Below are 20,728 nucleotides of genomic sequence, written 5' to 3' on the forward strand. Positions count from 1 at the left end.
CGGTTACATTCCGAACCCGGAAGCTAAGCCTTTCAGCGCCGATGGTACTGCAGGGGGGACCCTGTGGGAGAGTAGGACACCGCCGAACAAATTTTCAACGCGGGTTCCCGAGCTTCGGCTCGGGGACCCGCGTTTTTTTATGCCCGATCACCTGCTGTTCATATCGTGCGAGCACCATGCCCAGCTATGGGGATCATCGGAAAGCTGGAGTCCGCGGGCTTCGCGGCCGGGGACGAAGTGATCGTGCCGGCGTACGACGACGGTGCGGTGGCGCGGGCCGTGGTGGCGGCCGGTGCCCTGCCGGTGTTCGCCGACATAGACCCGGAGACGTACTGCCTGGGTGTCGGGGGCATCGAGGCCGTCGTGACCTCGCGGACCGTCGGGCTCGTACTCGTCCACCGCTTCGGGCACCCGGCCGACGCCGGCCAGTTCAGGCAACTCGCCGACCGGCTCGGGCTGTTGCTGGTGGAGAAGGACGAAGACGAAGACGACGGCGGCGACGTCGTGCAACGCCGGGAGCGGGCGGGGTATTTGGACCGGCGGCTCATCGGAGTGCGGACGCCCGTACCGGCCGCCGGGCACGGGTACCAGCGCTATGTCGTAAGGGTGCCCGGGAACGGGCGGCCCGATCGGGACGCGTTCGCGCGGCTGTTGCGGCGGCGCGGGGTCGAGTGCGAGGTGCCCGTGCTTACGCCGATGCACCGGACGCGGGAGTTCAGGCGGGTCGGCTGTGCGCTGCCGGAGACCGAGCGGGCCGTGGACGAGACGCTCGCGCTGCCCCGTCTGGACGGGCTTTCCGACGCGGGCGTACGGAAGTTGGTCTCGGTCTGCAATGCCCTCGGAGGGCTCCTTCAGCCGGCGTGACAGGGGCGCTGGGTAGCGCACCGCAGGAACTGGCGAGCGCGGTTCGGACCACCGTCTGATTCGGGGTATGCTTTATCTCGTTGGTGAGGGAGAAACCCCGAAACAACAACCGGCCCCTATAGCTCAGTCGGTAGAGCGTCTCCATGGTAAGGAGAAGGTCTGCGGTTCGATTCCGCATGGGGGCTCAGCAGCAAGACGATGAAAGGCCCCGCCCAATTGGGCGGGGCCTTTCGCGTTCTTACGGCCCCGGTTTCCGGTGGCCCTCGGTCCTGTCGGGGCCCCCGGCCCCGCTTAGTGCCGGGGCTGTTCCGGGATGCGCATCGACAGGATCGCCATGTCGTCGGACGCGGGCTCGGCGGCGAAGCGTTCCACCGCGCGCAGGACGCGGGCCGCAACGGCGCCGGCGGTCAGGCCCGTACACGTGGCGAGGACGTCGGTCAGACCGTCGTCTCCCAGCATCCGGGTACCCTCGCGGCGCTCGGTGATGCCATCGGTCACACACAGCAGGACATCGCCCGGGTCCAGGGTGATCGTCTGCTCGTACAGCTCCAGGTCCTCCATGACGCCGAGCAGCGGCTGGGGTTCGGCGGCGGGTTCGACCGTGCCGTCCTGGCGCAGGCGCAGCGGGAGCGGATGGCCCGCGCACACGATCTTCAGCACCGCGCTGCCGTCCTCCTGCGGCCACAACTCGCCGTACAGGAGCGTCAGGAAGCGGCTGCGGGCGCCCTCGTCGAGGATTGCGGCGTTGAGGCGCTCCAGGACCGCCGGGCCGCCGAAACCCTCGCGAGCGAGGAGGCGCAGGGCGTGGCGGGCCAGGCCCGTGACGGCCGCGGCCTCGGGGCCGGTGCCGCAGACGTCGCCGATCGCGAAGCCGTACGCGCCGTCGCGGATCGGGAAGAGGTCGTAGAAGTCGCCGCCGACCTCATTGCCCTCGCCGGCCGCGCGGTAGATGACCTCGACCTCGACGCCGGGGATCTGCGGGAGGCCGGGCGGCAGGAGGCTGCGCTGGAGGGAGCGGCTGATGGCCGTGCGCTCCGAGTAGAGGCGGGCGTTGTCGAGGGCGAGCGCGGCCCGGCGCGAGAGGTCTTCGGCCAGTTCCAGGATCTCCTGGCGGAAGTGGTCGTCGGAGGGCTTGCCGAGCGTGAGCATGCCGATGACGCGGTTGCGGGCGACCAGGGGCAGGACGACCGTCTCACCGCCGACCGCGGCGGCCGTGGACAGCGTGGTGCCGAGGCCGCTGCCCAGGTGCGGGCTGGTGCCGCGGCCGAGGTCGCGCATGGAGGTGCGCAGTGCGGCCTGGTGGGCCGCTTCACCGGGGGCGGTCCAGACGCGGGCGCCCGGGGTGGGGACCGGCTCCGGCGGGTCGATCTTGGAGAGGAGCGCCTTGAGGCCGTCGATGCGCTCCTCGTCCTCGTGGAGGACGTACGACAGGTACGGATCGGAGGCCTGGTCCGCGATCGTGTAGACGGCGCACCAGGTGGCGAGGGTGGGGACGGTCATCTGTGCCATCAGGGCCAACGTCTGGTCCCGGTCCAGAGTTCCCGCGAGCAGGTCCGAGGCTTCCACGAGGAAGCTCAGCGATCCCCGGCGCAGCCGTTCGAGCTCGCCCAGGCGTGCCGACTCGACGGCGAGCGCGATGCGGTCGGCGGCGAACTGGAGGCGCAGCGCTTCTTCGTTGGAGTAGCGCCCGGCCGACTCGGCGGCGACGCCGAGGGAGCCGGTGAGGCGGCCCTCGACCTTGAGCGGGACGGTGACGACCGAGCGCATGCCGGAGCCGCCGAGGATCGGGACGGCGCCGGGGACGGCCGCGAGGTCCTCGTGGACGGCGGGCATCCTGGCCGAGCCGTAGCGGCCGGTGCCCGCTTCGACGGGCACGCGCGCGAAGCGCTGGCGGGCGGACGGGAGACCGGTGGTGGCCCGGACCTCCAGCTCGGTCTCGTCGTCGGTGGCCAGGAGCAGGAACGCGGCGTCGCCGTCGAGCATGTCGCGGGCGCGCTCCACGGTCCGCTGGAGCAGTCCGTCGAGGTCGTCGGGGGCAGGGGAGCCGATGAAGACCTCGAACGGGTCGACGTTGCGGCTCTCGCCCATGGAGGTGGAGTCGGCGGGGGCCCGCACGGGGGTCTGCAGCACTGCCCGCTCGTCGTCGCGGACCAGCAGGCAGACGGTGGACGGCTCGCCATTCGTGTCGCGTACCCGAAGATGTGACGCGTACACGGGCAGGACGCGGCCGTCTGCGCCGCGGATGCCGTAACTGCCCTCCCAGCGCGAGAGTTGCAGGGCCTCGACGATTCCGGTGGAGGTGCCGGGGGTGTGCGGCCAGGCCGCGAACTCGGTGAGCTGCTTGCCGGTGACCTTCTCGGCGGGGTAGCCGAACAGTTCCTCGGCGTCCTCGTTCCAGGCGCGGACGGCGCCGGTGCGGTCGATCTGGATGACCGCGACGCGGACCCGGCCGTCGGTGACGGGCAGCAGCTCCACGGGCAGGGCCGGTCCGGCCGAGCGGGTGCCCACCGGGCGGGCGGGGAGGTCGAGCTGGAACCAGACGTGCTTCTGGGTGGGCGTGTACTCGACGCCCCAGCGGGAGGCGAGGGCGGCGCACAGCAGCAGGCCGCGGCCGTTCTCACGTTCGGGGCCTGCGACCTCGGCGGGGGAGGCGTGGAGCGGAACTTCCCGTTCGGGGTAATGGTCGGCGACCTCGACCCGGACGCCGTCCTCGGAGCGCAGGCAGAGTACGTCGGCGGCGGTGCCCGCGTGGACGACCGCGTTGGTGACGAGCTCACTGGTGAGGACGACGGCGTCGTCGACGACGTCCGCGTATCCCCAGCCCTGGAGGGTGTCGCGGACGAATGCGCGGGCGGTCGCGACGGACCGCCCGACGGGTTCGAAGCTGGCTTCCGCCCGCGCGGTGATCACAGAACTCCTCGTACGCGTCTCGACGCCCGGTTTCCCCTGCCGGGGTCCGGGAAGGTGCCCCCCGGGAATCAACACTCCCATGTGTGGCCCGCCCCCTCCGGTGTCCCGTGGTCGTCCTTGTGGCGTCCGCTGTCCCCCGGGCTCAGAGGAGCAGGGGGGCGCTCCCGCCTTCGGACGGACCGGGGCGGTTGGGCAGCCGGAAGCCAGGTTACTTACCCTCGCTGTCCTAGCGGATGCCGGTCACCAGTGTTTCCGCCCTCCGAGGGCGGGGACGGTATGCGAAGCTGCCGAACTGTTATGGCCGGGTTCGGTCATGGTGAAACACTGGGAAGGCTTGAAGGAAGCCCGATGAGGGCGGTCGACCCCTGCGGGAGGGACACGGTGGAGTCTGGCGTGGCGGCGCGTGGCAAGAGCACGCGCGCGAAAGGCGGACGGACCCGCGGTAAGGGGACGACCGAGGTGGACACCGCTGCGCTGCAGCGGCTGCTCGCCGCACTGGCGTCGATGCGGGACGGTAATTTCCGCAAGCGGCTGACCGTCTCCGGGGACGGGGTGATGGCCGAGATCGCCGCCGTTTTCAACGAGGTCGCCGACCGCAACCTCCATCTGACCGGGGAGATCGCCCGGGTACGGCGGATGGTGGGGCGCGAGGGGAAGCTGAGCGAGCGGCTGGAGAACGGGGCCTGTGAGGGCTCCTGGGCGGCCGCCATCGACGCCTCCAACGCCCTGGTGGACGATCTGGCCAGGCCGGTCTCCGAGGTCGGCAGGGTGCTGTCGGCGGTCGCCGAGGGCGATCTGGAACAGCGCATGGACCTGCGTTCGCACGGCGTGGACAACGCCGAGCGGCCGTTGCGCGGCGAATTCCTCAAAGTGGGGCGAACCGTCAACAACCTGGTTGATCAGCTGTCGGCGTTCACCGACGAAGTGACGAGGGTCGCACTGGAGGTCGGCACCGAAGGCAAGCTCGGCGGCCAGGCGCAGGTGCGTGGAATGTCCGGTTCGTGGAAGGACCTCACGGATTCGGTGAACACGATGGCGTACCGGCTGACCGCCCAGGTACGTGACATCGCTCTCGTGACGACGGCGGTCGCCAAGGGCGATCTGTCGCGCAAGGTGACCGTGCACGTCGCCGGCGAGATGCTCCAGCTGAAGAACACCGTCAACACGATGGTCGACCAGCTCTCCTCGTTCTCCTCCGAGGTGACGAGGGTCGCGCGCGAGGTGGGCACCGAGGGCGAGCTCGGCGGTCAGGCGCAGGTGCCGGGCGTCGCGGGAGTGTGGAAGGACCTGACCGACTCCGTCAATCTGATGGCGGGCAACCTCACCGCCCAGGTGCGCGGGATCGCCCAGGTGACGACGGCGGTCGCCAACGGCGACCTGTCGCAGAAGGTGACCGTCAACGCGCGCGGGGAGGTCGCCCAGCTCGCCGAGACGATCAACCAGATGACCGAGACGCTGCGTACGTTCGCCGACGAGGTGACCCGGGTCGCCAACGAGGTCGGCGCCGAGGGCCTGCTGGGCGGTCAGGCGCAGGTGCCGGGCGCGGCGGGCACCTGGAAGGACCTGACCGACTCGGTCAACACGGTCTTCCGCAATCTGACGACGCAGGTGCGCGACATCGCCCAGGTGACCACGGCGGTCGCCAACGGCGACATGACCCAGAAGGTCACGGTCGACGTCGCGGGCGAGATGCTGGAGCTGAAGAACACTGTCAACACGATGGTGGACCAGCTCCAGTCCTTCGGTTCCGAAGTGACCCGGGTGGCCCGCGAGGTCGGCGTCGAGGGGCGTCTGGGCGGCCAGGCCGAGGTGCCGGGCGCGGCCGGCACGTGGAAGGACCTGACGGACTCCGTCAACAACGCGTTCCGCAACCTCACCGGTCAGGTGCGCAACATCGCCCAGGTGACGACGGCGGTCGCCAACGGCGACCTGTCGCAGAAGGTCACGGTGGACGTCTCCGGCGAGATGCTGGAGCTGAAGAACACCGTCAACACGATGGTCGACCAGCTGGCGTCGTTCTCCGCCCAGTTGACGCGGATGGCGCAGGACGTGGGCACGGAGGGCCGGCTCGGCGGCCAGGCCCGGGTGGACGGCGTCCTGGGCACCTGGAAGGAACTCACCGACTCCGTCAACTTCATGGCGGGCAACCTCACCTCCCAGGTGCGCCAGATCGCCCAGGTGACCACGGCGGTGGCGCGCGGTGACCTGTCGCAGAAGATCGACGTGGACGCCCGCGGCGAGATCCTGGAACTGAAGAACACCATCAACAACATGGTCGACCAGCTGTCCGGCTTCGCCGAGCAGGTGACCAGGGTCGCGCGCGAGGTGGGCACCGACGGCCGCCTCGGCGGCCAGGCGCAGGTGCCGGGCGTGGCCGGTGTGTGGCGCGACCTGACCGACTCGGTGAACGGCATGGCCGGCAACCTCACCGCCCAGGTCCGCAACATCGCCCAGGTCGCCACGGCGGTGGCGCGCGGTGACCTGTCGCAGAAGATCGACGTGGACGCCCGCGGCGAGATCCTGGAACTGAAGAACGTCCTGAACACGATGGTCGACCAGCTCTCGAACTTCGCGGAGCAGGTGACCCGGGTGGCCCGCGAGGTGGGCACCGAGGGCATCCTGGGCGGTCAGGCCGAGGTGCAGGGCGTCTCGGGCACCTGGAAGGACCTCACCCAGTCCGTCAACTTCATGGCGAACAACCTGACGTTCCAGGTGCGCAACATTGCCGAGGTGACGACGGCGGTCGCCAAGGGCGACCTCTCGAAGAAGATCACCGTCGACGCCAAGGGCGAGATCCTGGAGCTGGTGACGACCGTCAACACGATGGTCGACCAGCTCTCCAACTTCGCGGACGAGGTGACGAGGGTCGCGCGCGAGGTGGGCACCGAGGGCATCCTCGGCGGCCAGGCCCGGGTGCGCGGGGTCACCGGCATCTGGAAGGACCTCAGCGACAACGTCAACCTGATGGCCGCGAACCTCACCTACCAGGTGCGCAACATCGCCCGGGTGTCGACGGCCGTCGCCAACGGCGACCTCACCAAGAAGGTGACGGTCGAGGCGCGCGGCGAGGTCGCGGAACTCGCCGACACCGTCAACACGATGGTGACGACCCTGTCCTCCTTCGCCGACCAGGTCACGAGGGTCGCGCGCGAGGTGGGCACCGACGGCATCCTCGGCGGACAGGCCCGCGTCCCCGGTGTCTCCGGCACGTGGAAGGACCTCACCGAATCGGTGAACTCCATGGCCGACAACCTCACCGGCCAGGTGCGCCAGATCGCCACCGTCACCACCGCCATCGCCAAGGGCGATCTCACCAAGAAGATCGACATCGATGCCCGCGGTGAGATCCAGGAGCTGAAGAACACCATCAACACGATGGTCGACCAGCTGTCATCGTTCGCCGTGGAGGTCACCCGGGTCGCCCGCGAGGTGGGCACCGAGGGCCAGCTCGGCGGCCACGCGCGCGTACGCGACGTCGACGGCACCTGGCGCGACCTCACCGAGTCCGTGAACGAGATGGCCGGGAACCTGACCCGGCAGGTGCGCGCCATCGCGGCCGTCGCCACCGCGGTGACCCGCGGCGACCTCAACCTCAAGATCGACGTGGACGCGGCGGGCGAGATCCAGGCCCTCCAGGACAACATCAACACGATGATCGCCAACCTGCGCGACACCACGGTCGCCAACAAGGAGCAGGACTGGCTCAAGGGCAACCTCGCCCGTATCTCCGGCCTGATGCAGGGCCGCCGCGATCTGGACGACGTCGCCTCCCTGATCATGACCGAGCTGACGCCCGTGGTCTCGGCCCAGCACGGCGCGTTCTTCCTCGCCCTGCCGGCCGCCGGCTCCCCCGAGGTCGGGGGGGACGAGGACAGCCCGTACGAGCTGAAGATGCGCGGGAGTTACGGGTACTCGTCAGGCTCGATGCCCACCTCGTTCCGGCCCGGCGAGACGCTGATCGGCACGGCGGCGGAGGAGAAGCGCACGATCCTGGTGGAGAACGTGCCGCCGGGCTATCTGAAGATCTCCTCCGGCCTCGGGGAGGCGCCGCCCGCCCATGTGATCGTGCTGCCGGTGCTCTTCGAGGGCAAGGTCCTCGGCGTGATCGAGCTGGCTTCGTTCCAGCCGTTCACCCACATCCAGAAGGACTTCCTCAACCAGATCGCGGAGATGATCGCGACCAGCGTCAACACGATCAGCGTCAACTCCAAGACGGAGGTGCTGCTCAAGCAGTCGCAGGAGCTGACCGAGCAGCTGCGCGAGCGGTCGGCGGAGCTGGAGAACCGGCAGAAGGCCCTGCAGGAGTCCAACGCGGAGCTGGAGGAGAAGGCCGAGCTGCTCGCCCAGCAGAACCGTGACATCGAGGTGAAGAACACCGAGATCGAGGAGGCCCGGCAGGTCCTGGAGGAGCGCGCCGAACAGCTCGCGGTCTCGATGCGCTACAAGTCCGAGTTCCTGGCGAACATGTCGCACGAGCTGCGCACGCCCCTCAACTCGCTGCTGATCCTGGCCAAGTTGCTCGCCGACAACGCGGAGGGCAACCTCTCGCCGAAGCAGGTCGAGTTCGCGGAAACGATCCATGGTGCGGGTTCGGACCTGCTCCAGCTCATCAACGACATCCTCGACCTGTCCAAGGTCGAGGCGGGCAAGATGGACGTCAGTCCGACCCGGATCGCCCTGGTGCAGCTCGTCGACTACGTGGAGGCGACGTTCAGGCCGCTCACCGCGGAGAAGGGGCTCGACTTCTCCGTACGGGTCTCGCCGGAGCTTCCGGCGACGCTGCACACCGATGAGCAGCGGCTGCTGCAGGTGCTGCGCAACCTGCTGTCGAACGCGGTGAAGTTCACCGACAGCGGCGCCGTCGAGCTGGTGATCAGGCCCGCCCACGCCGATGTTCCGCACGCGATCCGCGAACAGCTCCTGGAGGCGGGCTCGCTGCGCGACGCGGACGCCGATCTGATCGCGTTCTCGGTCACCGACACCGGCATCGGCATCGCGGCCAGCAAGATGCGGGTGATTTTCGAGGCGTTCAAGCAGGCCGACGGCACGACCAGCCGCAAGTACGGCGGCACCGGCCTCGGCCTCTCCATCAGCCGCGAGATCGCCCGGCTGCTCGGCGGCGAGATCCACGCGGCGAGCGAGCCCGGCCGCGGCTCCACCTTCACGCTCTATCTCCCGCTGCACCCCAGCGAGTTGCCGCCGCAGGGCTACCCGCAGCTGCCGCCCGGCGGCGAGGCGGCTGCCGAGGGCGCCCTGGCGGACGGCGTACGGCAGGACCTCGTCCCGCACGAGAGCGCGGCGCCCACGCCGGGCGAGAGCCAGATGGGGGCGGCCGGGCTGTTCCGGCGCCGCCGCAAGGCGCTGGGCACGGAGCCCCCGGCGACGCTGCCCGGCCAGCCGGGAGAGGCGCAGCAGGACTCCTGGGCCGCCCAGGAGCCGGAGCGCGCGCCGACGCGCACCTTCCACTTCGGTGGCGAGAAGGTGCTGATCGTCGACGACGACGTACGCAACGTCTTCGCGCTCACCAGCGTGCTGGAGCAGCACGGCCTGTCGGTGCTGTACGCGGAGAACGGCCGCGAGGGGATCGAGGTCCTGGAACAGCACGAGGACACGGCCGTGGTGCTGATGGACATCATGATGCCGGAGATGGACGGGTACGCCACGACTTCGGCGATCCGTCGTATGCCGCAGTTCGCGGGACTGCCCATCATCGCGCTCACCGCGAAGGCGATGAAGGGCGACCGGGAGAAGGCCATCGAGTCCGGCGCGTCCGACTACGTCACCAAGCCGGTCGACCCCGACCATCTGCTCTCGGTGATGGAGCAGTGGATGCGCGGGAAGTGATCGGTGGCCGCACGGTTCACCGCGAGTTGCTGACTGACTGTGGCCGAAGGCGTGTGAGACGGCGGTATTCGGGGAACCTTCTGGTCTCCCACTACGTTTCTGCTACGTGCACAGTGACATCGCGGTGACAGGGTGTGGCGACAGGCGGGGTGCGGCTACCATGACCGGCACAAGGACGGGCGGCGCAAGGGAGTCGTCCCCTGGGGCGGCGCCCGGTGCACTGCCGGGGCGAGGAGGACGGGCCATGGTGCAGAAGGCCAAGATCCTCCTGGTCGATGACCGGCCGGAGAATCTGCTGGCGCTGGAGGCCATCCTCTCTGCGCTCGATCAGACACTGGTGCGGGCATCGTCAGGGGAGGAAGCGCTCAAAGCGCTGCTGACGGACGATTTCGCAGTCATCCTGCTGGACGTCCAGATGCCGGGCATGGACGGTTTCGAGACCGCCGCGCACATCAAGCGGCGGGAGCGGACCCGGGACATCCCGATCATCTTCCTCACCGCCATCAACCACGGCCCGCACCACACGTTCCGGGGGTACGCGGCGGGAGCCGTCGACTACATCTCGAAGCCCTTCGACCCCTGGGTGCTGCGCGCCAAGGTGTCGGTGTTCGTCGAGCTCTATATGAAGAACTGTCAGCTGCGCGAGCAGGCCGCGCTGCTGCGGCTCCAGCTGGAGGGCGGCGGCCAGACGGCCGGCGACCCCAAGGAGCCGGCGGGCCTCCTCGCCGAACTGTCCGCGCGGCTCGCGGCGGTCGAGGAGCAGGCCGAGGCGCTCTCCAAGCAGCTCGACGACGAGTCGGCGGACGCGGCGGCGGTGGCCACCGCCGCCCACCTGGAGCGCAAACTGACCGGTCTGCGGCGGGCTCTTGACGCCCTGGAGCCGGGCACCGGCAGTGGCACGGCAGCCCTGCCCTCGCAGAACTGAGCGCACTGAGCGGCGCGGAACCGAGCGGTCCGGAGGGGCCTGACGCTGATGACGCGTCAGGCCCTTTTGTGCGTACGTGAGTATCGTCTTTCGGTACGACACGAACGGGTGAAGCACCGGCCGTCGTGTCGACCGCCGCCCGCACCGGTAACCTCAGCACCATGGCCTCACGTACGTCCGGCAAGGGTTCCCAGGGCACGGCGGGCACCGCGAAGCGCACCGGCCGTACCGCGGCACCCGCCAAGAAGGCGGCCGCGCCCGCCAAGAAAGCGCCCGCGAAGAAGGCTGCCGCGCCCGCGAAGAAAGCCCCCGCCAAAAAGGCACCGGCCAAGAAGGCGGTTGCCGCCAAGCCCGCGCCCAAGCCGGCGCCTTCGCCCACCGGGGGCGTGTACCGGCTCGCGCGCGCCGTCTGGCTGGGCGCGGCCCATGGGGTCGGGGCGATGTTCCGCGGCATAGGGCGGGGCGCCAAGGGCCTGGACCCGGCCCACCGCAAGGACGGGCTCGCCCTGCTGCTGCTCGGTGTCGCGCTGATCGTCGCCGCGGGTACCTGGTCGAATCTGCGCGGCCCGGTCGGTGATCTCGTCGAGATGCTGGTGACCGGTGCGTTCGGACGGCTCGACCTGCTGGTGCCGCTGCTGCTCGGCGCGATCGCGGTCCGGCTGATCCTCTACCCGGAGAGGCCCGAGGCCAACGGCCGGATCGTGATCGGCCTCTCCGCACTGGTGCTCGGCGTGCTCGGCCAGGTCCACATCGCCTGCGGCTCACCGGGCCGGGACGACGGCACCAGCGCGATGCAGGACGCGGGCGGCCTCATCGGCTGGGCCGCGTCCAAGCCGCTCGAATTCCTGATGGGCGACGTCCTGGCGGTGCCGATGCTGGTGCTGCTGACCGTCTTCGGGCTGCTAGTGGTCACCGCGACACCCGTCAACGCCATCCCGCAGCGGCTGCGGGCCCTGGGCGCCCGGCTCGGCATCGTCGAGCCCCTGCCGGGGGAGTACGGCGAGGACGAGCTGTACGAAGACGACTGGCGCGACGAGGAACCCGCACCGCGCGCCCGGCGTACGCCCGGGCGCCGCGTCGCCCCGTCGGACGAGTACGGCCAGGACGAGGCCGAGCAGGCGGCGCTCTCACAGCGCCGCAAGCCCCGGCGCGCCTCGGTGCAACCGGCGTTCGACCTGCCGATGGACCCGGTCGACGTGGCCGCCGCCGCGGCCGCCGCGCTCGACGGCGCCGTACTGAACGGCCTGCCGCCGTCCCCGATCGTCGCCGATCTCACCCAGGGCGTCTCCGTCGAGCGGGAGCGCGGCAGCACCACACCGGTGCCCACGGCCCGCGGCGAGGCCGCCGCCAAGGCCGGGGCGCAGCCCGCCGCCAAGGCCGACGTCACCAAGCCGGCGCCCAGGGCGACCCCGGGCGCGCCCGCCGTCGTACCGGATCTGACCAAGGCGGCCCCGGCCCACTCCGAGATGCCCTCGCGCGCCGAGCAGCTCCAGCTCGCGGGCGACATCACCTACGCGCTGCCCTCGCTGGACCTGCTGGAGCGGGGCGGCCCGGGCAAGACGCGCAGCGCCGCCAACGACGCCATAGTGGCCTCGCTGCAGAACGTCTTCACGGAGTTCAAGGTCGACGCGGCCGTCACCGGCTTCACCCGGGGCCCGACGGTCACCCGGTACGAGGTGGAGCTTGGCCCGGCCGTGAAGGTCGAGCGGATCACCGCGCTGACCAAGAACATCGCGTACGCGGTGGCCAGCCCGGACGTACGGATCATCTCGCCGATCCCCGGCAAGTCGGCGGTCGGCATCGAGATCCCGAACACCGACCGCGAGATGGTCAACCTCGGCGACGTGCTGCGCCTGGCGGACGCGGCCGAGGACGACCATCCGATGCTCGTCGCGCTCGGCAAGGACGTCGAGGGCGGCTATGTGATGGCCAACCTGGCGAAGATGCCGCACGTCCTGGTGGCCGGCGCGACCGGCTCCGGCAAGTCGTCCTGCATCAACTGTCTGATCACCTCGGTCATGGTGCGGGCGACGCCGGAGGACGTACGGATGGTGCTCGTCGACCCCAAGCGGGTCGAACTCACCGCGTACGAGGGCATTCCGCACCTGATCACGCCGATCATCACCAACCCCAAGCGGGCCGCCGAGGCTCTTCAGTGGGTCGTGCGCGAGATGGACCTCCGCTACGACGACCTGGCGGCGTTCGGTTTCCGCCATATCGACGACTTCAACGAGGCGATCCGCAACGGCAAGGTCAAGCTGCCCGAGGGCAGCGAGCGGGAGCTGACCCCGTACCCGTATCTGCTGGTGATCGTCGACGAGCTCGCGGACCTGATGATGGTGGCGCCGCGTGACGTCGAGGACGCGATCGTGCGCATCACCCAGCTGGCCCGCGCCGCCGGCATCCATCTGGTCCTCGCCACCCAGCGGCCGTCCGTGGACGTCGTGACCGGCCTGATCAAGGCGAACGTGCCGTCGAGGCTCGCCTTCGCGACCTCCTCGCTCGCCGACAGCCGCGTCATCCTCGATCAGCCCGGCGCCGAAAAGCTCATCGGAAAGGGTGACGGACTGTTCCTGCCGATGGGCGCGAACAAGCCGACCCGCCTCCAGGGCGCGTTCGTCACCGAGGACGAGATCGCGGGGATCGTCCAGCACTGCAAGGACCAGATGGCCCCGGTCTTCCGCGAGGACGTCACCGTCGGCCAGAAGCAGAAGAAGGAGATCGACGAGGAGATCGGCGACGACCTCGATCTGCTCTGCCAGGCCGCTGAGCTGGTCGTCTCCACCCAGTTCGGGTCGACATCCATGCTTCAGCGCAAGCTGCGGGTCGGCTTCGCCAAGGCGGGCCGACTGATGGACCTGATGGAGTCGCGCGGGATCGTGGGCCCCAGCGAGGGCTCCAAGGCGCGTGACGTCCTGGTCAAGCCGGATGAACTCGACGGTGTGCTGGCGGTGATCCGCGGGGAGGCTCCCTGATGGCCCGGGGCGGGCCCCAGGGGTCGGTCCCGCGGCCGAATGGAGCACAGAAACAGGAGCGTGGGGCAACCGTTTTCCCCGGCTGTACGTCCAGTTGAGGGAAGATCAGGAACGTGTCCCCCTCCTGACCCGTTAGGAGGAAGGGAGGAGGCCATTCCTATGGCGTACAAACTCCACCCTCCCGGTTGCCCCACCCTTTCGTACCCCCCCTAGACTGAACACCCAGCAGGTGGCTCACGCTCGAAAGGCGCCCCCGTGTCCATCGGCAACTCCCCCGAAGACGACCGGCCTTCCCTCGGCGACGACGACCGGCCCTCCTTTGCTGACGACGATCGGCCGACGATCGGCCACGCCCTCAAGCAGGCCCGAATCGCGGCAGGACTGACCGTCGACGAGGTCAGTTCGATCACGCGGGTGCGCATCCCGATCGTGCAGGGCCTGGAGGAGGACGACTTCTCCCGGTGCGGCGGCGATGTGTACGCGCGCGGACACATCCGCACGGTCGCGCGTGCCGTGCGCCTGGATCCGGAGCCCCTGGTCAGGCAGTACGACGCCGAGCACGGCGGCCGCCCCGCGCCCACGCCCGCGGCGCCCATGTTCGAGGCCGAGCGGATCAGGCCCGAGCGGCGCCGCCCGAACTGGACCGCGGCCATGGTCGCCGCGATCGTGGTGGTCGTCGGCTTCGTCGGTTTCACGATGTTCAGCGGCAGCGGCGACTCCAAGGGCAAGAGCGCCCAGGTCGCCGAGGGCCCGACCCAGACGCAGCAGCAGAGCCCGAGCCCCAAGCCGGTCCCGAGCCCGCCCGCCGCGCCCAAGCCCCCCGCCCCCTCCGACAGCGCCATCGCCGCGGCCCCGCAGGACAAGGTCACCGTCAAGCTCAGCGCCATCTCCGACAAGAGCTGGATCTCGGCCAAGGCGCACAACGGCCAGGTGCTCTACGACGGCCTCCTGGAGAAGGGCGAGTCGAAGACCTTCGTGGACGGCGAGAAGATCGATCTGATCCTCGGCAACGCCGGGGCGATCGAGCTCTACGTCAACGGAAAGAAGGTCGAGGACCAGTTCGGTGACGGCCAGGTCGAGCGGCTGACCTACACCAAGGGCGACCCGGTCGTCGGCTGACCGGGGCCGCCGCGTCCCGGCGCGTACGGCCGCCGATTCCTTGATCAACCCTCGCGGCGGGACCGCGGGCCGGGACAAAGTAGTCTTGAGTCCATGCCCGAACGCCGTACCGTCGCCCTTGTCACTCTCGGCTGCGCCCGTAACGAGGTGGACTCGGAGGAGCTTGCAGGCCGCTTGGCAGCGGACGGCTGGGAGCTCGTCGAGGACGCCTCGGACGCCGATGTCGCCGTCGTCAACACCTGTGGGTTCGTCGAAGCCGCCAAGAAGGACTCCGTCGACGCGCTCCTCGAAGCCAACGATCTCAAGGACCACGGCCGCACCCAGGCCGTGGTCGCCGTCGGCTGTATGGCCGAGCGGTACGGCAAGGAACTCGCCGACGCGCTCCCCGAGGCCGACGGCGTGCTCGGCTTCGACGACTACTCCGACATCTCCAACCGGCTCCAGACCATCCTCAGCGGTGGCAGCGTGGAGGCGCACACCCCGCGCGACCGGCGCAAGCTGCTGCCGCTGAGCCCCGTCGAGCGCCAGAGCGCCGACGTGGCGCTTCCCGGCCACGCGCAGGAGGCACCGGAGAGCGCCCCCGAGGACCTGCCCGAGGGTGTCGCGCCCGCCTCCGGCCCGCGCGCCCCGCTGCGCCGCCGCCTGGACACCAGCCCGGTCGCCTCGGTGAAGCTGGCCTCCGGCTGCGACCGCCGCTGCTCGTTCTGCGCCATCCCGTCCTTCCGCGGCTCCTTCATCTCGCGCCGCCCCTCGGACGTCCTCGGCGAGACGCGCTGGCTGGCCGAGCAGGGCGTCAAGGAGGTCATGCTGGTCTCCGAGAACAACACCTCGTACGGCAAGGACCTCGGCGACATCCGGCTCCTGGAGACGCTGCTGCCGGAGCTCGCGGCCGTCGACGGCATCGAGCGCGTACGCGTCAGCTACCTCCAGCCCGCCGAGATGCGGCCGGGCCTGATCGACGTGCTGACCTCGACCGACAAGGTCGTCCCGTACTTCGACCTGTCCTTCCAGCACTCCGCTCCCGGCGTGCTGCGGGCCATGCGGCGCTTCGGCGACACCGAGCGGTTCCTCGAGCTCCTGGAGACGATCCGTGCCAAGGCGCCGCTGGCCGGTGTGCGCTCCAACTTCATCGTCGGCTTTCCCGGTGAGACCGAGGCCGACTTCCAGGAGCTGGAACGCTTCCTCACCGGCGCCCGGCTCGACGCCATCGGCGTCTTCGGCTACTCCGACGAGGAGGGCACCGAGGCCGTCACGTACGAGAACAAGCTGGACGCCGAGGTGATCGCCGAGCGGCTCGACCACCTGTCGCGGCTCGCCGAGGAGCTGACCGCCCAGCGCGCCGAGGAGCGCGTCGGCGACACCGTCCGGGTGCTGGTCGAGTCGGTCGACAGCGAGGACGGCGTGATCGGCCGCGCCGAGCACCAGGCGCCCGAGACCGATGGTCAAGTGCGGTTCACGGAGGGCACGGGACTGACGCCGGGCCGTATCGTCGAGGCGAAGGTCGTCGCCGCCGAGGGCGTCGACCTGGTGGTGACGAGTCTCGACGTCCTTGAGGAGGCGGCCAGATGACCGGAGTCCCGGCATCCGCGGCGGGTGGTACCGGCCGGACGCCGGCGCCCGGCGGCAAGCTGGGCGCGGCGGCCGTCAACCAGGCCAGCCTCTGGAACATCGCCAACATCCTCACCATGATCCGGCTCGTCCTCGTGCCGGGCTTCGTGGCGCTGATGCTGCAGGACGGCGGGTACGACCCGGCCTGGCGCGCCTGGGCGTGGGCGGCGTTCGCCGTCGCCATGATCACGGACATCTTCGACGGCCATCTGGCCCGGACGTACAACCTGGTCACGGACTTCGGGAAGATCGCGGACCCGATCGCGGACAAGGCGATCATGGGCGCCGCGCTGGTCTGCCTCTCCTCGCTCGGCGATCTGCCGTGGTGGGTGACCGGGGCGATCCTCTTCCGGGAACTCGGGATCACGCTCATGCGTTTCTGGGTCATCAGGCACGGGGTGATTCCCGCCAGCCGGGGCGGGAAGCTGAAGACCCTGGCACAGGGCACGGCAACGGGGATGTACGTGCTGGCGCTCACGGGTCCGCTGGCGACCCTGCGCTTCTGGGTGATGGCGGTCGCCGTGGTGCTGACGCTCGTCACCGGGCTCGACTATGTGCGACAGGCGGTCGTACTGAGGCGCCAGGGGCTCGCCGCGCAGCGCGCGGCGCGCGACGCCGAGGCCGCCGTGGAGGGACCAGGCCGGTGAGCGAGGCGGCCCGGATCGTGCGGATGCTCACGGAGCGTGAGCAGACGCTTGCGGTGGCGGAGTCACTCACGGGCGGTCTGGTGGCCGCAGAGGTGACGTCCGTGGCGGGTGCCTCACGCGTCTTCCGCGGCTCCGTCACGGCGTACGCGACCGAGCTGAAGCGGGATGTGCTGGGCGTCGACGCGACCCTTCTGGGTGAGCGCGGAGCGGTGGATCCCGAGGTCGCACGGCAGATGGCGGCGGGTGTGCGGAAGGTTCTGGGCGCCGACTGGGGCATCGCCACCACCGGCGTCGCCGGGCCCGCACCCCAGGACGGCCGGCCGGTCGGGACCGTCTACGTGGCGGTCGAAGGGCCGGACGGGAACGGGAAAACCGTCGCTTTGAGGTTGAACGGCGACAGGGCGGAAATCCGTAGAGAGAGTGTACGGAGCGTGCTCGACCTGCTCTCCGGTGAACTCGGCGAAGATACGCGGGCACAGGATACGGAACAGAACGGGGGGAATTGATGTTTGCAGCCCTGAGTGAACACGACATCGCTCCCCGCACGGCCGCAGCGCGAAGCGGTACGGTGGGGCGTGAAGGATGCGGCTACGCGGTCCGAGGAGGGAGCCACCGATGATTCTGCTCCGTCGCCTGCTGGGTGACGTGCTGCGTCGGCAGCGCCAGCGCCAGGGCCGTACTCTGCGCGAAGTCTCCTCGTCCGCCCGAGTCTCACTCGGCTATCTCTCCGAGGTGGAGCGGGGGCAGAAGGAGGCATCCTCCGAGCTGCTCTCCGCGATCTGCGACGCGCTTGACGTACGGATGTCCGAGCTCATGCGGGAAGTGAGCGACGAGCTGGCACTTGCCGAGCTCGCTGCCTCGGCGGCGGCGAGCGATCCGGTGCCTGCACCGGTACGTCCGATGCTCAATTCGATCTCCGTGACGTCGGTGACCGGTGTCCCGACCGAGCGAGTGACGATCAAGGCGCCCGCGGAAGCGGTGGACGTCGTCGCGGCCTGACGCTGTCGGGCTCTGTCTGCGAGTGGCCCCGGCCGGTCTGTTGACCGGCCGGGGCTTCTTCTTTTCCCCGGAATGCCTCATTTGAGGCTTCCGTGTAAAGGTGGGGGAGGAGAAGCGGGGAGAGCCGGCGCATACGAAACGGAGTGCACGCATGTCTGTCGTGAAGAGCTCGCTGTCCGAGGCCGACCTGAAGGTGGTGGGCGACGCGTTGCAGGGCGCCCTCGTCGACCTCGTGGACCTGTCGCTGGTCGCCAAGCAGGTGCACTGGAACGTGGTCGGGCCGCGCTTCAGGTCCGTCCACCTCCAGCTCGACGAGGTGGTCGACACGGCCAGGCTCCACTCCGACACGGTGGCCGAGCGGGCCGCGGCGCTCGGGGTCGCCCCGGACGGCCGGGCGGCGACCGTGGCGTCGTCGAGCGCGATCGGCACGGTGCCGACCGGCTGGATCAAGGACGGTGACGCGGTACGGATCCTGGTCGACGCGCTGGGCGCGGTGATCACCAGGATGCGCGAGCGGGTCGGGTCCACCGGCGACCCGGACCCGGTCAGTCAGGACGTGCTCATCGGGCTGACGGGGGACCTGGAGAAGCATGCGTGGATGTTCCAGGCGGAGACGGCCTGAGGGTCTGTGGCCTGAAGTCTGCGGCCTTGGGTTCTGCGGGCTGAGGGCGCTTGAGGGGTACGTGGGGCGTGCGGGACGGTGTACGCGCTGGGACTGCATTCGGTGCGCCCTCCCGGTGGACGAGGAGGGCGGTCTAGCGTCGGTCCGAGGAGGCGGCCATGGCAGTGGCGGTGCGTTGGGTGCCGGCGCTCGTGGTGGGGGCGCTGTGGTGGTGGGCGGTGCTGCGCCTGCTGACGGCACCCGACGAGGCCGGCGTCCTCGAAGGCGCGGTGGCCGCGGGCGGCTGGGGTCTGAGCCTGCTGCCGGTGCACGTCGCGAGCCCCACGGTCACCACGGCATCGCGACGCCGCCGTTCGGACGCAGGATCTGGCCCGTCGTGAACGACGACGCGTCCGAGGCGAGATAGAGCACGGCGTGCGCGATGTCCTCGGGCTCGCCGATCCGCCCGAGCGGGGAGAGCCGGACCATCGTCGACTCGATCTGCCGCTGGTGCTCGGCCGAGTGCCGCTCGGTCATCGGCGTGCGGACCCAGCCGGGCGCGACGGCGTTGACGCGGATGGAGTGCGGGCCGAGCTCCGTGGCCAGGGTCTTGGTCAGCTGGACGACGGCCGCCTTCGAGGCGCTGTAGCAGAAAAGGCCGGGCCCGGCGGAGTCGACGGCTCCGGACGCCATGGTGATGATGCTGCCCGCCGTACCGTTCTCGATCATGACGCGGGCCGCCTCCTGGCAAGAGTGCAGTACGCCCTTGAAGTTGACCGCGAGAACGCGGTCGAGGTCGGCGTCGTCGGTGTCGAGGACCGCACTTGAGTGCATGATCCCGGCGACGGCGGCCAGGACGTCGACCCGGCCCGAGGTCCGCATGGCCGCGCGCAGCCGGGTGCGATCGGTCACGTCGAGCACATGGGTGTAGGCGGTGCCCCCGGCCTTGGCGATCAGCTCGCGGGTCCCCTGGAGGCCCCGGTCGTCGACGTCGGCGCAGTGCACGACCGCGCCCGCCTCCGCGAGCAGTACGGCACTGGCCCGCCCGATACCGCCGGCGGCGCCGGTCACGAAGGCGGTGCGATCGGTGAGGTCGTACACCGAGAGGGGCATGCGGGGACGGTACGGCGGGATCTGACGGGGCGTCAACTGTCGTGTCGTCGTGGCCGCCTTGCCGCGTCAACCGGTCGGCCGGGTCAACTGCCGTTCTGCCCGGGGCGGCTGTCCGCCGGAGGGTTGGGCTGGCACCGGGGGCACCAGTAGGTGGGGCGCTCGCTGCCGGCCGGATCGCGCAGGGTGGTGGCGCGCAGCGCCGTACCGCAGCGCGGGCAGGGCTGCCCGCTGCGCCCGTACACATACACGTTCCGGGACGTGCGCTCCCGATTCGCCTCCAGGAGCTTCTTGGCGGCGACGACGACCCGCGCGGGGTCGGTGAGGTCGCCCACCGGCAGCCACGGCACGGCCCGGACGGCGAAGCAGATCTCCGACTTGTAGATGTTGCCCACGCCCGCCAGATTGCGCTGGTCGAGCAGCGCCTCGCCGAGCGGCCGGCCCGGGTCCTGGAGCAGGTTGCGCAGGGCCAGCTCGGGGTCCCAGCCCGGCCCGAGCAGATCGGGGCCCAGATGGCCGACGACGCGGTGCTCGTCGCGGGTGCGGAGCAGTTCGAGCACGGCCAGCCGGTACCCGACGGCCGTCCGCTCCGCCGTGCCCAGGATCGCCCGGATCTGGTCGCTCCGGCCGCCCCGCCAGCGCTCCCCGGGCGAGAACACCCGCCAGGACCCTTCCATCCGCAGATGCGAGTGGAGGGTGAGACCGCCCTCGATCCGGGTGAGCAGATGCTTCCCGCGCGGGGTGACGTCCAGCACGGTCCGCCCGGTCAGGTCTACGGTCGCGAGCCGGGGCACGCGCAGATCGGACCGGATCAGCTCGCGTCCGGCGAGCGCGTCATCGAGCCGCCGAGCGGCCTGCCAGACGGTGTCTCCTTCGGGCATGGGGCCATTGTGCCGGGGTGGGGGCGTGGGTGGCGTACGGGGCGGTTCTGGCGCGGCCCTTGTCGGTGGGGGGTGGGGGTGGTGGGGGTCGGTGGGGGTCGGTGGGGTTGGGTCTGGGGTCAGCCCCTCGGCGGGCGGCAAGGGCTGGGTGAGCCCCGGCGGCGTGCGGGGGAGAGCCTCGACCGGGTGCGGAGCCCGGGCGGAGCCCGAGGCGGTGCAGGGGCGCAGCCCCACCCGGGGGCTCC

14 protein-coding genes, 1 tRNA gene and 1 rRNA gene are annotated in these 20,728 nt (G+C 70.4%); 13 read left to right on the forward strand and 3 right to left on the reverse strand.

Features of this window, described 5'->3' with window-relative positions; translation table 11 throughout:
- The 3 genes from rrf to ACZ499_RS10220 all read left to right on the forward strand — a co-directional run.
- Positions 1–88: ribosomal RNA gene (gene rrf / locus ACZ499_RS10210) — 5S ribosomal RNA — on the forward strand; the annotation flags it as partial.
- 98 nt (positions 89–186) lie between these two features.
- Entirely contained in the window at positions 187–864 is a 678-nt protein-coding gene (locus ACZ499_RS10215) for a DegT/DnrJ/EryC1/StrS family aminotransferase (protein ID WP_468673586.1), read from the forward strand.
- 112 nt (positions 865–976) lie between these two features.
- A tRNA-Thr gene (locus ACZ499_RS10220) sits at positions 977–1,049 on the forward strand.
- 106 nt (positions 1,050–1,155) lie between these two features.
- On the opposite strand, the gene ACZ499_RS10225 is transcribed toward ACZ499_RS10220, so the two are convergent.
- Positions 1,156–3,855 (reverse strand): SpoIIE family protein phosphatase, encoded by a 2,700-nt coding sequence (locus ACZ499_RS10225; RefSeq protein WP_468408776.1) that lies wholly within the window; start codon positions 3,853–3,855, stop codon positions 1,156–1,158.
- Positions 3,856–4,155: 300 nt separating this feature from the next.
- Here ACZ499_RS10225 and ACZ499_RS10230 point away from each other — a divergent pair, with 300 nt between their 5' ends.
- The 10 genes from ACZ499_RS10230 (at position 4,156) to ACZ499_RS10275 (ending at position 18,893) form a co-directional block, all read left to right on the forward strand.
- Positions 4,156–9,618, forward strand: a complete 5,463-nt coding sequence (locus ACZ499_RS10230; protein ID WP_468673587.1) for a HAMP domain-containing protein — start codon at positions 4,156–4,158, stop codon at positions 9,616–9,618.
- A gap of 244 nt (positions 9,619–9,862) precedes the next feature.
- Complete coding sequence (locus ACZ499_RS10235; RefSeq protein ID WP_067165024.1) at positions 9,863–10,543, forward strand: response regulator; 681 nt, start codon at positions 9,863–9,865, stop codon at positions 10,541–10,543.
- A 161-nt stretch (positions 10,544–10,704) separates the two neighbouring features.
- Positions 10,705–13,518 carry a DNA translocase FtsK gene (locus ACZ499_RS10240; RefSeq protein ID WP_468673588.1) on the forward strand — a complete coding sequence of 938 codons (2,814 nt, stop codon included), beginning with the start codon at positions 10,705–10,707 and terminating at the stop codon, positions 13,516–13,518.
- Between the two features lie 255 nt (positions 13,519–13,773).
- On the forward strand, positions 13,774–14,637 hold the full coding sequence (locus ACZ499_RS10245; RefSeq protein ID WP_468673589.1) for a helix-turn-helix domain-containing protein: 864 nt from the start codon (positions 13,774–13,776) through the stop codon (positions 14,635–14,637).
- A 93-nt stretch (positions 14,638–14,730) separates the two neighbouring features.
- Positions 14,731–16,206 carry a 30S ribosomal protein S12 methylthiotransferase RimO gene (gene rimO / locus ACZ499_RS10250; RefSeq protein ID WP_385540061.1) on the forward strand — a complete coding sequence of 492 codons (1,476 nt, stop codon included), beginning with the start codon at positions 14,731–14,733 and terminating at the stop codon, positions 16,204–16,206.
- Positions 16,203–16,892: a CDP-diacylglycerol--glycerol-3-phosphate 3-phosphatidyltransferase gene (pgsA, locus tag ACZ499_RS10255; RefSeq protein ID WP_468673590.1), complete on the forward strand. Its 690-nt coding sequence runs from the start codon at positions 16,203–16,205 to the stop codon at positions 16,890–16,892. Before rimO ends, pgsA begins: the two co-directional genes overlap by 4 nt.
- Complete coding sequence (locus tag ACZ499_RS10260) at positions 16,889–17,398, forward strand: CinA family protein (protein WP_468673591.1); 510 nt, start codon at positions 16,889–16,891, stop codon at positions 17,396–17,398. The genes pgsA and ACZ499_RS10260 overlap by 4 nt, the downstream gene beginning before the upstream one ends.
- 109 nt (positions 17,399–17,507) lie before the next feature.
- The gene (locus ACZ499_RS10265; RefSeq protein WP_067165033.1) at positions 17,508–17,891 is read left to right on the forward strand and encodes a helix-turn-helix domain-containing protein; all 384 of its coding nucleotides are present in this window, start codon (positions 17,508–17,510) and stop codon (positions 17,889–17,891) included.
- A 151-nt stretch (positions 17,892–18,042) separates the two neighbouring features.
- Complete coding sequence (locus ACZ499_RS10270; protein ID WP_468673592.1) at positions 18,043–18,513, forward strand: Dps family protein; 471 nt, start codon at positions 18,043–18,045, stop codon at positions 18,511–18,513.
- Between the two features lie 164 nt (positions 18,514–18,677).
- The gene (locus ACZ499_RS10275) at positions 18,678–18,893 is read left to right on the forward strand and encodes a hypothetical protein (RefSeq protein ID WP_385540081.1); all 216 of its coding nucleotides are present in this window, start codon (positions 18,678–18,680) and stop codon (positions 18,891–18,893) included.
- Here ACZ499_RS10275 and ACZ499_RS10280 read toward each other — a convergent pair.
- The gene (locus ACZ499_RS10280) at positions 18,841–19,605 is read right to left on the reverse strand and encodes an SDR family NAD(P)-dependent oxidoreductase (RefSeq protein WP_468673593.1); all 765 of its coding nucleotides are present in this window, start codon (positions 19,603–19,605) and stop codon (positions 18,841–18,843) included. The genes ACZ499_RS10275 and ACZ499_RS10280 overlap by 53 nt on opposite strands.
- Positions 19,606–19,688: 83 nt before the next feature.
- On the reverse strand, positions 19,689–20,483 hold the full coding sequence (locus ACZ499_RS10285) for an Fpg/Nei family DNA glycosylase (RefSeq protein ID WP_468673594.1): 795 nt from the start codon (positions 20,481–20,483) through the stop codon (positions 19,689–19,691).
- Positions 20,484–20,728: the final 245 nt, after the last annotated feature.

The organism is Streptomyces sp. NPDC031265, from assembly GCF_055570295.1.

Bases quoted from the DNA above. Each gene is read 5' to 3' on its own strand.
- ACZ499_RS10215 (WP_468673586.1), top strand. From the start codon at position 187: ATGGGGATCATCGGAAAGCTGGAGTCCGCGGGCTTCGCGGCCGGGGAC.
- ACZ499_RS10225 (WP_468408776.1), bottom strand. From the start codon at position 3,855: ATGGGAGTGTTGATTCCCGGGGGGCACCTTCCCGGACCCCGGCAGGGG.
- ACZ499_RS10235 (WP_067165024.1), top strand. From the start codon at position 9,863: ATGGTGCAGAAGGCCAAGATCCTCCTGGTCGATGACCGGCCGGAGAAT.
- ACZ499_RS10240 (WP_468673588.1), top strand. From the start codon at position 10,705: ATGGCCTCACGTACGTCCGGCAAGGGTTCCCAGGGCACGGCGGGCACC.
- rimO (WP_385540061.1), top strand. From the start codon at position 14,731: ATGCCCGAACGCCGTACCGTCGCCCTTGTCACTCTCGGCTGCGCCCGT.
- pgsA (WP_468673590.1), top strand. From the start codon at position 16,203: ATGACCGGAGTCCCGGCATCCGCGGCGGGTGGTACCGGCCGGACGCCG.
- ACZ499_RS10265 (WP_067165033.1), top strand. From the start codon at position 17,508: ATGATTCTGCTCCGTCGCCTGCTGGGTGACGTGCTGCGTCGGCAGCGC.
- ACZ499_RS10270 (WP_468673592.1), top strand. From the start codon at position 18,043: ATGTCTGTCGTGAAGAGCTCGCTGTCCGAGGCCGACCTGAAGGTGGTG.
- ACZ499_RS10280 (WP_468673593.1), bottom strand. From the start codon at position 19,605: ATGCCCCTCTCGGTGTACGACCTCACCGATCGCACCGCCTTCGTGACC.
- ACZ499_RS10285 (WP_468673594.1), bottom strand. From the start codon at position 20,483: ATGCCCGAAGGAGACACCGTCTGGCAGGCCGCTCGGCGGCTCGATGAC.